Source organism: Paenibacillus lautus NBRC 15380 (genome assembly GCF_004000945.1).
Taxonomy (GTDB): domain Bacteria; phylum Bacillota; class Bacilli; order Paenibacillales; family Paenibacillaceae; genus Paenibacillus_AQ; species Paenibacillus_AQ lautus.
The window spans coordinates 74,233-88,539 of sequence record NZ_BIMF01000009.1; the positions used below are offsets into that span (position 1 = coordinate 74,233).

Here is a 14,307-nt window from a genome sequence, read left to right on the forward strand (position 1 = left end):
GGCGAAAAAAGGAGGATAATCGATGTTAAGGCACCCAAGACCCCGACGCGTCTTCATGATCATCAGTCTCCTATTGCTGCTCACATCATATACAACCGGCTGCTTCCAGCAGCCTGGATCTAACGACGAAACATATGATGGGGACACGGTAAACCTGATCTATTATACGATCGGTGAGCCTGACAAGGATCTGCAGCTCGTCAATGATAAAATCAATGAAATCATGGCTCGTAAAATCGGCGTGACCATCACCTATGTCAAGGTAAGCTGGCAGGAGTATGAAGATCGGCTGAACACGCTGATATCCGCCGGAAGTCCGTTTGATATTGCTTTTGCACCCGATTATGCAACCACCGCGATGCGCGGCGCCTGGTTGAAGCTGGATGACTACCTTGCCGGCCTGGGCAAGGAAATGTACGACGCCATTGACCCTATCTTTTGGCAAGGGGTACGTATGAATGATGGCAGCATTTACGGTGTGCCGACCAATAAAGAGTTAGCCGTGCTGGATCAGTGGATGTACCCCGCTTCCATCGTGAGTAAATATAATATCGACATTACCAAGTACAATACGCTGGAATCGCTTGAACCGCTGCTTCGGATGATTCATCAGGAAGAGCCGGCATACATCCCCATGGAATTGGATCGGGATTCCCACAATTTCTTCGCTCTATATGGATACGAATATATTATGAACCATAAATTGCCCTTGATGATCAAATCACTGGACCCGAATGCTCAGGTCGTGAATATCTTCGAAACCACGGAAGCGCGGCAGGTGCTGGAGACGTTACGGCGTTATTACAAGGAGGGCTTCATTAATGAGGATGCCGCCTTGCGAGAGCCGGGAGGACTTAAACGAGGGGCCAAAGTGTTCTGGAAGTCTTCAGGCGGCGGTCCGCTCTCAGAGACAACTTGGAGCAAGGATCGCGGCTACAAGATTGTAGCGAATCCCGTAACCCCAAGCACCGTCACGACGGAATCCGTCCGGGGAGGCATCATGACGGTGAATGCCAATACCAAGCATCCGGTGGAATGCATTAAATTCCTGAATTTGCTCAATACCGACCCGGAAATACGAAACTTGTTTAATTATGGGATTGAAGGCGTGCACTATACACTGGATGAACAAGGGCAAGTCGTTCTAACTACGGACCAGGACAGCCATGGCGACCCGATTCCGGATGCGCCTGCAAGCCGCTATGCAGGAGTGCAATACACGCAGGGGAATTGGTTTATCCTGAAAACCATGGGCGGCGATAACCCGGACCCCCTCGACAAATGGGATCAATTCCGCAAATACAACGCTGGCGTCGTTAAGTCCACCGTGCTCGGCTTTACGCCCGATCTATCCAAGCTGACCGCCCAAACCGATAACATCGAGATGGTCTGGCATAAATATTATCCGAGCCTTATGACAGGCTCCGTCGATGTGGATACGATCCTTCCCAAATTTAACGAGGAGCTGAAGCAAGCAGGCATGGACGACGTACGGCAGGAAGTGCAGAAGCAGCTGAATGCTTGGCGGAGTGAAATGAGGTGAGTGCTGGCAGCTCGGCTCTCCGATCGGGTCGACCTTGACCCCCACATCGAGACATGGATCATATTCAAAAAGGGACCCTGAAGTGGATAGCTTCAAGGTCCTTTTCGTCGTTTTCTTCACCTGGTCCCCTGAACGGTAACGGGGAGAAGCACATTTGAGTTCATGAGCTACTCCCATTTATCATAGGCTGCGTGCAAATTCACTTCGGACAGGAGTCCCTTTTGCAGCTGTGGATTCGGAACCATTCGATTGTACTTTATAATCTTTTGATTAATGGCCTCGAACGCTGTCTCTGGAATCGCATTCGACTCTTGGCGGTCCAAGAGCCGCTTGATGTCGGCGGCGATTTCTTTTCTCAGCTCAACCCATGCTGGCTGGTAATTCGCGTTCTTCATTATCCCGGTTAGAACATCTCCGTCTTCGATCTTAATCGGCTTTCCCTTCAACGGCAAATCGTCAAAGCCGCCTTCTCTGGCAAATTTGTCGATGGCCGATTCCAGCAGTCCGCTGCTGGTCGACATGGGGCGTCGTTCCTTTTCTTCACGTTGATCTTCTTCAGGAGCAGAAGCTGATTCTTTTGGGTCATCGTTTAAATCCATTCAGTCACCCCCATTTTTACAATTCATATGAAGCTCGTAGTCATTCTTTCGGCAAAAGAAAGGCTATTCCTCTTTTGAATTCATTTTCTAGAAACCAGGTCTTTTACTGCACCTAATAACGCTACTGGGAGTAATGTAATGGCAAGAATGGCAGTGAATAAGTTGTATGAGACTCTTATAAGTCTTTTCTAGTAAATAGGCTTACCGTTAAGAAATAGGAAGCGATGAATACGGCTACGATACCGATTAGAATAAGAAGTAAGGTTTGGTCGCTAATGACGCCTTTCTCGCTCACCATATTCATTAGCACCGCTGCAGGTTGTGCCAGGATGATTAAGGAGATCATGAATACGGCATTGATAATTCCGGCTCCTTTTTTACTAAGCGCGTAAAAAAGAGGCATATAGATAGAAATGAGAACAAGCAGCATTCCTACTGAAACCAACATGGACCATACCGTATAGTCCGGCTTTTCAAGCTGCGGGAATGAAAGATTAATGAGCTGGTGAATCCCGTAAGAAGCAATGACCCCAAAAAGGGTATATATGACGGCTGTTATGTATTTGGCTAGAACAATATGTTTGCGACTGATCGGCAGCGTGACCAGAAATTTATGGTTATGGTTTTTGATATCGATCATCGTGGCGAGAATAATGGAGCCGAAAGCGGTATAGATGCCTACAAAGTAAATAGACATTTCACTTTTTGGTATGAAAGCGACACTGAATACAGCGAGATAAAGAAGAATCGTCCAATGTGAGCTTTTTAAAGCGATGAAGTCTTTGCGAAGCAAATTAAGCATAAACTCGTCCTCCCTTGGCCGTGAAATACATGATGTCTTCTAAGGATGGTTTTTCTAAAATAGCATTATTGCCAAACAGCTGCGCGGCCTTTTGTCTATTATCTACTAAGCCCTCAAAGCCAAGCGCCGTTTCACGAATTCCGATAAATTCCTTTCGAATATCCGAATCAATCAGTTGCAAGTCGCCCTTCACGATCGCGTATCTCTCAAGCACATCATCTTTCGCTTCATTGAATACGAGTTTTCCGTCATTGACGAAAGTAATGTAGTCAGCAATGCGGTCCAAATCCGTCGTAATATGTGTCGAGAAGATAATCGTATTTTTTTCGTCCTGCATCATATCCGCAAGCAGATCGAGCATTTCCCTTCTGAACACCGGATCGAGTCCGGAAGTCGGCTCATCCATGACCAGGAGTTCAGCCTCATGGGATAAAGCAATGGCAAGGGAGAGTTTGATCTTCATTCCCTTGGATAAATCTTCAACCTTTTTCTTAGGAGACAATTCGAATTGTTCGAGGTAACGGTTAAATTTCTTTTCATTCCAATGGCTGTAAAAAGGTGCGATCATTCTCTTCGTATCACGAATCGTAAGATGCTCGTAATAGAAGCAATCATCCGAGACAATGCCGATGCGCTGTTTAATGTCGACTTCATGATTAGGCATTTCAAGGCCGAGTATTTTTACACTGCCGGAATCGGGACGGATCATGCCGAGCATCATCTTGATTAAGGTGCTTTTACCAACACCATTCGGACCAATGAGCCCGGTTATATAGCCTTGTTTCACATCCAGAGAGACATGATCGACTTTAAAAAGAGGGTATGTTTTCGTTAAATTACGTAATTCGATTGCATTCATGGTGTTTGCTCCTCCTCGAACAGTAAAGTCAGATGATCGATTACATCTTGTTGACTCATATTTAATTCCTTGCTTTCTCGAATGATATTCATCATTTTCTCTTCCAATCGCTTCATGCGCTGCTCCCTGATGAAATCTTTATTTGCCCCTGATACGAAACATCCCTTACCTACGACCGAGTCGATTAGTTTTTCGTTCTCCAATTCTTCATAAGCACGCTTCGTGGTAATAACACTAACCTGCAAATCCTTAGCAAGCTGCCTGATAGAAGGGAGACTGTCGCCTGCGTGCAATTCTCCGCTCAGGATACTCTGTCTAATCTGGTTCATAATCTGTATGTAAATCGGATCGCTCGATGCGTTGGATAATATGATTTTTATGCCGTTCACCCCACTGCTGTTAATTAAGTTCATACCGTATATATATAATATATACACTATTCTCTCTTGTGTCAATTCATCCATCTGGGCAGTGATTCTCGTCCATTTCGGCAGCTAAAATAAAAACGCCGAAGCCCTTAAAAAAGGATTTCGGCGTTTTCTATTACCCCAACCCTAATATTAGGGCAACGGTTATCGAAGCTTACATTAAGCTCTGCGAATCGTAAATTCAAAGGACATGTCCGTCGAAGGATCGATTTGATACTCTTCATGAACCGGAGCCCCCCAGCTGTCGTCACCCCCAACCCCCATTTGCCGCCCGGCGATGGTAACAACGGTATGGTGAACGTTCGGCAGCTCATAATGATGCGTCGCATTCTCCAGCTCGAATGCGGTATAGGGCGATATATTGGCTTCTACCGGTGCTGCCGATGGTGCCTCAATCGTAATGCCATGGCCTTGATCGCTGGTTATGGATACCTCCCGCACCCCCGTACGATTGCCCGATTCCTGCGGTACCAAGTAGGCTGATACATTATCCGCCGCACGATTGCGGAAGCGACACAATCTAGCTCCGAACGCACGGTCAATATAATTCTCTTCCGGTCCGTTTGCATACCAATCCAGGTTGTCGTAGTCCGCTGGTACTTTGAACGTAAGCGCAAAGATCGGCAGCTTCGGCAAGCCCGGTTCTCCTTGGTACCCCGCCTTTACCTGAATGCTGCCATCGGTGAATACCGTATACGATACACGCACCCGTATTTCCTCGGACACGCTCAGTTTATACATGTAGGCCACGGTCGCGCGGTCCGAGTCCTCCATAAGCTCGCAGCTTAACGTTCTTCGGGTCAGGCTTGCAGCATACCAAAGCGCGGAGTCGAAAGGCAGTCCCGCTCCTTTATCGTTATCCGTCATCGCTCTCCAGAAGAGCGGCACCGGCGGCGAAGAGATCATCTCCCGTCCCGCATACTTGATGGATATGAGGGTCCCTGCCTGCTTCGAGAATAAAACGGAGAAATCGCGTCCATGAACGCCGATATTTACGTCCCCTTCAACTACACGGAAATCATTCGCAGCTGTATCGTGCGAAACTGCTGAATCTGATCCCAGGCGTTCCGCCGCCGACGCTTGCGTATGGTCAGGAGCGTCAACAGCCAACGGGTTCTCCACTGAGAAAACAAACTGTCCAAAAGCAATTTCGTAGCCGGCTTCCGCCCATAACGAATCCTTCTTGAGCACGAGTGAAACGTCCAGCGCATACTCACCGGTTGAATACCCAGCCTCAGGCAATTCAAGCTTTACATATCTCTCTTCACCGGGACCAACCTGGGTGCATACCGCTCCACTGTAGATTTTCCTTCCCTCATAATTGAGATGATATATAACATCATAAGCATCCAATGTCGCGAACAAGTTCTCGTTTCTAATCGTGACGCCACAACGATCCGGGGTCAGCTTGACGTTCTGATACAGGAATTTCACTTCCTGCATTTTAGGGGACCATGACCGATCCGCATAGACGATGCCGTTGCCGGAGAAATTGTAATCGGTTGAACGATCATCAAAATCCCCTCCATAAGCCATAAAAGGCTTGCCATAACGATCACGTTTCACGATAACCTGATCCATGTAATCCCAGATGAAGCCGCCTTGATACATCGGATACTTCTGCTCCAGCTCCGTGTATTTATGCAAACCGCCGACGGAATTGCCCATGGCATGCATGTACTCGCAGCTGATATAGGGCTTGGAAGGATCGTTTATCAGATACTGTTCAATATCTGCCGGTTTTGCATACATCCGGCTCTCCATATCGCTCGCATCGTCATATTCCCGGTTATGGAACACCCCTTCGTAATGCACGAGCCGGGTAGGGTCCTTCTCCCGGAAAACATTCGCAACGTTCCGAATGACTTCTCCGGCATAAGACTCGTTGCCGCAAGACCAGATCAATATCGATGGGTGGTTCTTGTCCCTCTCGATCATGGAAATCGCACGGTCCATGACGATATCCTGCCATTCAGGCCTGCTGCCCGGTATGTTCCAGGACGGCTCAACGGCCCCCATTTTCTGCCACGATCCATGCGTCTCCAGATTCATCTCGTCGATGACGTACACGCCGTACTCATCACACAGCTCATACCACAGCGTCTGATTCGGATAATGCGACGTCCGTACGGCGTTAATATTCGCCTGCTTCAATGTCTTGATATCCCACAGCATATCTTCTTTCGTAATGCAGCGTCCGCGGCGGGAATTGAATTCGTGCCGGTTGACACCTTTGAATACAATGCGCTTGCCGTTTAAGTGCATCACCTTGTCGATCATCTCGAATTTGCGGAAGCCTACCTTTTGCGGCACAACTTCCACAAGGTTTCCGGATGCGTCATAGACGGATACGTACAGCGTATATAAATTCGGCTCTTCTGCGCTCCACAGTTTAACCTTTCCGGCAGCTAACGCAATCGACGCCGTCCCCCCGGAAGCTCCGGTCTCGCCGCGGACCACTGGATTTCCTGCTGGATCCTTGAGCTCAAGGACTACTTTCGAAGCGGACTTGCCCCTGAGCTGCATGGCAGCCTTCAGCGTTCCAAGTTCATACGTTTCATCCAAATCAGTTTGAACATGCAGATCCTGCACATGAACGTCCGGTACCGTATACAGATACACGTCGCGAAAAATACCGGAAAAGCGCCAAAAGTCCTGATCCTCCAGCCAGCTTCCGGTGCTGCGTTGGTAAACCTCGACAGCCAGCTTATTCTCACCCTCGGTTAAGTACGGCGTGAGGTCAAATTCGCTCGGCGTAAAGCTGTCTTCGCTGTAGCCAACAAACTCCCCGTTGAGCCATACATAGAAAGCCGTTTCAACTCCCTGAAAAGAGATATACAGCGGACGCTGCGACCAGCTTGCAGGAACGTTGAAAAACTTCACATAGCTGCCCACGGGATTGTGGTCCTCTGAGATCATCGGGGGTCTAAGAAACTCCTGACCATCCCAGGGGTACATCGTATTCACATACTGCGGCTGCCCATACCCCTGAAGCTGGATATGTCCGGGAACCTTAATATCATCCCATCCTCTGCAGGAAACGTCCATTTTATAAAAATCCGCTTGACGTTCCTTGGCATTATGAGCATAACTAAACTTCCAGCTTCCATTCAGACTCCGGCGCCAAGGCATCTCTCCAAGCTGTTCGGCTTCAAGTATCGTTTCGTAATACCGATGATCGGAGTGCGCGGGCATCCTGCCTACCGCAAATATGCCGGGGTCGGACAACCATGCAAGACTTGGCGCGACTCCTCGTTCAACCTGCTGTTTCATCTGTTTTCCTCCATTTTCCAACTTTATTTCACTGAACCTGTCATTCCGGCAACAAATTGCTTCTGCATCATGAAGAACACCAGTGCCGTCGGCAGCGTCGTAATGACAATCGCGGACATGATCAAACCATAGTCGGGAGCATAGCCTGATCCCAGATTCGATATCAGCAGCGGCACGGTCATATTCTCCGGCGATTGCAGTACGATCAGCGGCCACAAATAGTTGTTCCAGCTGTTCAGGAAGGTAATAATCGCTGCGGCGGCATAGGTTGATTTCATCGTCGGCATATAGATGCGGAAGAATAAGCCGATCTCCGAAAGCCCATCAATGCGACCGGCTTCCATCATATCCTTCGGGAACATTTTTGTGCTTTGACGGAAGAAGAAGATAAGGAATGCCGTCGTGAATGTCGGCAGGATGACAGCCCCTGCCGTATCAATGCCTAGAAAGGGAACAACTCCCGATACTTTGGCAAACATTTGAAATAAAGGCACCATGATTGCCGCGAACGGAATCATCATCGAGGCCAGCAGGATATTAAATACGATATCTTTGCCGCGGCTGCGGTACATCTCAAATCCATAACCCGCCGCTGATGCTACCAGCAGTGAAAGCACGGTAGTCACCACCGAGATTTTCGCGGAATTCCAGAGAGCCTGCCACATGTCCACGGAGCTGAACAGATTGTTGATATTCTTGACCAGGTGCGAACCCGGCAGCAGCGTCCCTTTCGTTACGTCCACGGACTGATTGGTGGCGCTGACAACCATCCAGATAAACGGGAAGATGGAGACCAGAGCAGCGATAATTAAAAACAGGTAGGTAAATACGCGTTTGGTTCTCATGATCTCTTATCACCTCCAACTTTGTTCTGGATCATCGTCAATATGACCACCATGAGTACAATCGAATAGGAAACGGTAGCCGCGTATCCGAAGTCAGGCGTGTATTCAAAGGAAAGGTTGTAAATATATTGCGATATCGACATGGTTGCGTTTCCGGGGCCGCCCTTGGTGATGTTAACCACCTCGTCAAACAACTGGAGCGTTCCAATGGTCGATGTGATCGTCGTAAACAAGATGATCGGCTTCAACAGCGGAATCGTAATTTTGAAAAACTGCGTGAAGGCATTCGCACCATCGATGCGGGCAGCTTCATATACGGATTTATCAATATTTTGCAGTGAGGATAAATAGAAAATCATATTATAGCCCGTAAAACGCCAGGTGATCGCGATGATAATCGTCACTTTGGCCCAGAAAGGGTCGGTAATCCATTGAATCGGCTCCTGGATGATATGAAGATTCACCAGAAATTTATTGACGATGCCGTCGGCTCCGAACATGTACTTGAAAACGACGGAGTACGCGACAAGCGAGGTTACCGTCGGCAGGAAAATCGCCGTTCTGAAAAAACCTTTAAACTTCAATCGATCGTCATTGAGCAGCACAGCGATAAAGAGCGCCAATACCAGCATGACCGGGACCTGAACGAGTAAGTAAATAAATGTGTTCTTGACGGCCGTAAGGAAGGTGGTATCGCTGAACAGACGAATATAGTTATCTATTCCGACAAACTGAAGATTGCTGCCTCTGCCTGATTTGAAGGAAAGGATTAACGCTTGAACCATCGGATAGAAATAAAAAATACTAATCATGACAACCGGCACAAGGACAAAAAACCAACCTGTCAAACGCATCCGCCTTTGACTGTTAAGGCCCTTGTGAATTTGCGGGCTTAGCCTGGCTTGTTCTGTATTCACACCACTCCACACCCTTCTGTTGATCACATTTCTTACGGATAGAGAACATAAAGCCCTCGCTCTCCTTCCTTCAGCAGATGTCCACTTTACAGGAGAAGAAGGAGCAAGGGCATATATATGGTACTGCCTGAGTGTGTTTAACGAATTTGCGTATCGGCTTGCGTCTGCGCATCTTTCAGAACGGTATCCACATCTTTACCGCCGAGATACGCCTGCATAGCAACGACCATAATATCCTCGATGGCGTAAGTGTTCATGCCGTAGTTCACGTTAGGAATTTGTTCAGTCCAAGTCGCAAAGTCCGATACGACTTTTTGCCCTTGGAAATACTCATCCGCTGCCGCGTAAGCTTCTCCGCTTGCGGCGGCTTTCAGGGTGCCGATAACCCCGACTTTTGTATTCAATGTCTGATACAGCTCAGCATCGGAAGCAAACGTCTTCGCGAGGAACTCCGCTGCTGCTTCTTTGCCATCTACATTCATCACATACCAGGAGCTGCCGCCCAGGTTGGATGCATGGACAGAGCCTTCTGTTGCCGCAAGCTTAGGAAGCGGAGCTACCGCCCATTTACCGGATTGGGAAGCTTCGGCTTTGATCGAAGGCGTGATCCAGTTGCCGGTCGGCACGGTAGCCACTTCACCGCTGTTGAATGCTCCAACGAATTGGCTCCAGTCCGAGTTCACCTTCACGATGCCGGAATCCATCATTTCTTTGTACAATTCAAAGGCTTCCTTCAACGCAGCATTGCCTGCAATCGTCGGCGTTTGGCCATCTTCCGCCGTGTACCATGCCCCCGCTGATTGAATCATCATGCGGATGAGTCCCAGATCATTAGGATCCAGCGTGATCATGCTTTTGCCTGTTTTCTCTTTAACCGCTTTACCCATCTCGATGTACTGCTTCCAGTCGATGTCCTGCAGGTCATCCAGACTGTAGCCTGCCTGCTCGAGATAATCCGTTCGTACGTACATTCCCGTCACGCCGGAGTCAAACGGAACGCCGTACTGCTTGCCGTCAACGCTGGTCGGGCCGATCTTGTAATCTGCGAAGTCATCCACTTTCACGACGTCCGTCAATTCGTAGAAAGAATCCGGATACGCTTGCAAGAAGCTCTGTGCACGGTAATCCTCAATGAGCACGATGTTAGGCAACCCTTTCGTGGAACCGGAATTCAACCCGGTGTTGAGCTTTTGGACGATATCGGCCTGTGCATTCTCTACAATATTAATTGTGACATCCGGATTCACTTGAGCATAGGCTTCTTTAGCAACATTCATGGCGGCAATATTAAATGCCGGGTCCCAAGCCCAAACCGTAATCTCTTTTGACCCGGCACCGCCTTCATTGCCGGAATTGCCGGTGCTGTCCGATCCGCCTTCCGTACCACCCGAGGAACATGCCGACAAGAGTACAACACCTGCGAGCAGTAAGCTCATTAATTTTTTCAATGCGTAAACCCCCTTTTTAATCTGAAAAATAATAAAAGATGGAAGCGTTTTCTCTGCTGCGCCTCCATCTTATCATTTTGTATTCGTTTTCATTGGCACTATCTTTGTTAGCTTTGGTGCTATTATTGGATCCTGTTTTTGCTTTCATACCGGCTCTGGTACTATTTTTAGGTTCTTGTAATATCTTTAGCTTTTGGTCAATGGAAGCGTAATGATGATTTTTGTTCCTTCACTGCGTTTGCTTGTAATGCTGACCCCGTATTTCTCGCCGTACATCAATTTAATTCGGTCATCCACATTGCGTATCCCGATGCCGGAGAACAGTTGGCGTTTACTCATCGGCGCAGGCAACGGGTCTTCCTCCGACGGGTTGTGTTCCAGATTCATTCCGTCCCCGTCATCTGCAACTTCACATACAAGCTGATCTTCCTGGACGGCAATCATGATTAAAATCCTTCCCTCTCCCTTGATGTTGAACCCATGGAAGAATGCGTTCTCAATAAAAGGCTGAAGAATGAGTTTAGGCATATGATAATCCAGGCTATCCGGCTCTACAAAGTAATGAACGCGGATTTTCTCTCCGTAACGCACATGATTGATATATACATAATGCTTCAGCGTCTCCAGCTCCTGCCGGACAGGTATGGTGGAATGAATATCGCTGACCGTATTTTGCAGGAGCGAAATGAGCGCGTTAATCGTACCCGCAGCTTTTTCCTTGTTGCCCTGCTGCACCAGAAATTTGATCGAAGCCAGCGTATTATACAAAAAATGCGGATTGATCTGCATTTGGAGCGCGGCCAGCTCCGCATGTCGCTGCTGCTTCTGGGTTTCCATCAATCGATCCACATAATCATGCAGCGCATCAAGCATATAGTTGAAGGCGTTCCCCAGCTCCTTGACTTCATAACTGCTGTTTTCAACATCGACATGATGATCGAATCCGCTCGTCGGAATGCTCGACATTTGTCCGACGAGGACACGGAGTGACTGCGTCATCCGCCGGGTGATCAGAAAAACAATGACCAGCGATATCGCAACGATGGCCATGATGGTCAAGGTGACTGCTTTCGCATTCACCATCTGTCCGGTCACGGCTTTCTTGTCGATCATATTCACCAAATAAAATTCAAATTCCGGCAGGTATTCCGAGAACACAATTCGTTCGTTCCCCATCACATAGGCAGATTGATCGTCCTCTCCCTCGCCCTGATCCGTTACGACTTCTTGAAGCAGCCCCTCATCCGACATCCCGATCAATTCGGTCCGGTTGCTGGATACAATGACCCCTTCCTCGTTCAACAGCACGACGTCATTGCCTTCGCTTGTAAAATTCGCATAGAAGGGTTTAAAATTCCGATCGCGAATGATCACGTACAGAGTGCCGTAAATTTTGCCGGTCGACTGATCAAAGAGAGCTTTGGAAGCAACGAGCATGGGCTCCTGTGCGTCTGCGCTATGATCCTCGCCGCGATAGAGCTGGTATAAGATTTGCGCAGGATGAGCCATGGTTGCTTTTGTAATCGGGTGATCCTTCAATTCCTCAGCTGAGACAGACCAATACCAAGGATCGGTAGAATAACTTCTGCCATTCGCTCCAACGATCATAATACCAACGTCATAGGCGCTAAAGTTGGACTGAACCGACTTCATGCCCTCTGTCATCTGGTACGTTTTCATCGCAAGCGCCACGGCCTCCGTCTCTCCGCCTGATAAATAGCTGCGGATTGCCGCATTCTGGGCGATCATGGTGGCACCGGTTGCAATAGCGTTATTATAGGACTCCAGGTTTGACTTCATCTGGTTCAACAGCTTGCCGTTCGTGATGCTGAAGGTCTGGAGAAATAATTTTTCCGACATGCTGATGGTAATAGACAACGTCAGGAGTGATACGGTAACGATGCTGATGAGGGTCACAAGAAACAGCTTAAGGAATAGGCCCTGTTTTCTAAAATTGTTTATGACTTTTCCGATCATGATTCCCGTATCTCCTGCACGTCTTGTCTCCGAAACTGGCTCGGGGAGATGCCAGTCTGCTTCTTGAACACCTTAGTGAAGTAACTCTGATCCGAATATCCCACGCTTGCGCTGATATCGGAAATCGTGTGTTCCGTTGTCATGAGCAGCTCCATCGCTTTTTCCAACCGAATTTTATTGAGGTACTCACTGAAACCTTCTCCATTATACGCAGCGAAATAACTCGACAGATAAGAAGCATTGAAGTGGAACTGCCTGGCCACTCCGGTGAGCGTGATGGGATCTGCGTAATGGTCCTGAATATATTCGAGCAGCCGGGTCATATTGGGATTCACGGATGTATTCGTCTCGCCTATCGCGCGTTCAGCTTCCTGAATAAAGGTTTCAACAACGGCGATGGCTTCTCCGGCATACCTGGCTTCGTCTATTTTTCGGAAATAGTCGTATTTGGCATTCTCCAGGCTCCCAGTCTCCACCTTCATTTTTCCAAACGTGGTTGTTACGTTAAATATGAAATTCCCCAGAAATGATTTAAATTCGAAAATATCCGTACGATAATCCATCGAACGCAGGTGAACGTATTCCAAAAAACTGGTGAAGGCCTTCTGGTACTGCCTACGTTTCAACTGTTCCATGAATTCACCCATGTCATATTCGAGATACGCATCCGGAAGGGCGGGCAAATGTTCATGTTCAATCAAAGTCCGATCCTCCAGGAAAAAGCCATATCGCATGAGTTTCAAATAATTGTCATGATAAATCTCACCAAGACTCTTAAATTCTGTAAAGCTCCGGCTGATCACGAAATGCGTCTCTTTCGTAAAATGTGCCATTTGGGAGATGAGATGCCGGAGTTCAATAACAAGCTCGTCCCACCGCTCAGGACTCACGTTGAGCAGAAAAAGCGCCGTATCGTTGATAAACTTCAACCGCATATACACGATCTCGGACAAAGCAAGCTTCTGGAGTCCTCGTTCCATTTCGTTTCCGAAACTCCATTTGTCACCGGAATCTTTCATATGTTTCATATCCGCCCCAAAGAACAAATACTGCCCATAAGGGAATTTCGAATCCAATACCACAGGCTCCAGCGCAGTCTCATATCCAGTCATAAGTTTCTCAACGGCTTGCAAGATCTGCCCTTCCTCTCGATCCGCGCTTGGATCATCCTCCGGCTTCATGGCGACCATTTTGGCCGTAGTCTTATTTAGGATGGATAACAGATAATCGGCTTCCAGCTTCGGCTTCAGGATATAGTCCGCTACACCACTCTGAAAAGTAGACCGGACGTAATCGTACTCACTGAAACTGCTGAGCACGATGATTTCAATGTGAGGATACTTTTCCTTAACGAGCTTGACCAGTTTCTCTCCGCCCATGACAGGCATTACGATATCGGTAAGAATGACGTGAGGATTCACCTCATCCATCAAACTCAGTGCTTCAGAACCGTTAGAAGCCTCACCGACGATTTGGTACCCCTCCTGTTCCCAATTGAGCAGATGCTTAATTCCCTGCCTGACAAGCATTTCGTCATCCACGATCATGATCTTGAATATGAGTTTCATACCTGTCCCCCTTGCAGCTTTGTAACCTTTCGCATTCATACATGTATG

11 protein-coding genes are annotated in these 14,307 nt (G+C 48.0%); 1 reads left to right on the top strand and 10 read right to left on the bottom strand.

The window, feature by feature from the left end; translation table 11 throughout:
• Nucleotides 1-22 precede the first annotated feature (22 nt).
• Entirely contained in the window at nt 23-1,543 is a 1,521-nt protein-coding gene (locus tag PLA01S_RS16995; RefSeq protein ID WP_127593256.1) for an ABC transporter substrate-binding protein, read from the top strand.
• A 167-nt stretch (nt 1,544-1,710) separates the two neighbouring features.
• On the opposite strand, the gene PLA01S_RS17000 is transcribed toward PLA01S_RS16995, so the two are convergent.
• From PLA01S_RS17000 to PLA01S_RS17045, 10 genes are all read right to left on the bottom strand, one after another.
• The gene (locus tag PLA01S_RS17000; RefSeq protein ID WP_127593257.1) at nt 1,711-2,142 is read right to left on the bottom strand and encodes a DnaJ family domain-containing protein; all 432 of its coding nucleotides are present in this window, start codon (nt 2,140-2,142) and stop codon (nt 1,711-1,713) included.
• Nucleotides 2,143-2,317: 175 nt separating this feature from the next.
• The gene (locus tag PLA01S_RS17005; protein ID WP_127593258.1) at nt 2,318-2,944 is read right to left on the bottom strand and encodes an ABC-2 transporter permease; all 627 of its coding nucleotides are present in this window, start codon (nt 2,942-2,944) and stop codon (nt 2,318-2,320) included.
• A complete protein-coding gene (locus tag PLA01S_RS17010) occupies nt 2,937-3,803 on the bottom strand; it encodes an ABC transporter ATP-binding protein (RefSeq protein ID WP_127593259.1) in 867 nt (288 codons plus the stop codon). Before PLA01S_RS17010 ends, PLA01S_RS17005 begins: the two co-directional genes overlap by 8 nt.
• Nucleotides 3,800-4,183: a GntR family transcriptional regulator gene (locus tag PLA01S_RS17015; RefSeq protein ID WP_127593363.1), complete on the bottom strand. Its 384-nt coding sequence runs from the start codon at nt 4,181-4,183 to the stop codon at nt 3,800-3,802. The genes PLA01S_RS17010 and PLA01S_RS17015 overlap by 4 nt, the downstream gene beginning before the upstream one ends.
• Nucleotides 4,184-4,390: 207 nt before the next feature.
• The gene (gene lacZ / locus PLA01S_RS17020) at nt 4,391-7,504 is read right to left on the bottom strand and encodes a beta-galactosidase, LacZ type (RefSeq protein WP_127593260.1); all 3,114 of its coding nucleotides are present in this window, start codon (nt 7,502-7,504) and stop codon (nt 4,391-4,393) included.
• Between the two features lie 23 nt (nt 7,505-7,527).
• On the bottom strand, nt 7,528-8,349 hold the full coding sequence (locus PLA01S_RS17025) for a carbohydrate ABC transporter permease (RefSeq protein WP_127593261.1): 822 nt from the start codon (nt 8,347-8,349) through the stop codon (nt 7,528-7,530).
• Nucleotides 8,346-9,203, bottom strand: a complete 858-nt coding sequence (locus tag PLA01S_RS17030; RefSeq protein WP_127593364.1) for a carbohydrate ABC transporter permease — start codon at nt 9,201-9,203, stop codon at nt 8,346-8,348. The genes PLA01S_RS17025 and PLA01S_RS17030 overlap by 4 nt, the downstream gene beginning before the upstream one ends.
• Nucleotides 9,204-9,403: 200 nt before the next feature.
• Nucleotides 9,404-10,714 carry an ABC transporter substrate-binding protein gene (locus tag PLA01S_RS17035; protein WP_127593262.1) on the bottom strand — a complete coding sequence of 437 codons (1,311 nt, stop codon included), beginning with the start codon at nt 10,712-10,714 and terminating at the stop codon, nt 9,404-9,406.
• Nucleotides 10,715-10,900: 186 nt separating this feature from the next.
• Entirely contained in the window at nt 10,901-12,691 is a 1,791-nt protein-coding gene (locus PLA01S_RS17040) for a cache domain-containing sensor histidine kinase (RefSeq protein WP_127593263.1), read from the bottom strand.
• Nucleotides 12,688-14,259 (bottom strand): response regulator transcription factor, encoded by a 1,572-nt coding sequence (locus PLA01S_RS17045; protein ID WP_127593264.1) that lies wholly within the window; start codon nt 14,257-14,259, stop codon nt 12,688-12,690. The genes PLA01S_RS17040 and PLA01S_RS17045 overlap by 4 nt, the downstream gene beginning before the upstream one ends.
• Between the last annotated feature and the right edge of the window lie 48 nt (nt 14,260-14,307).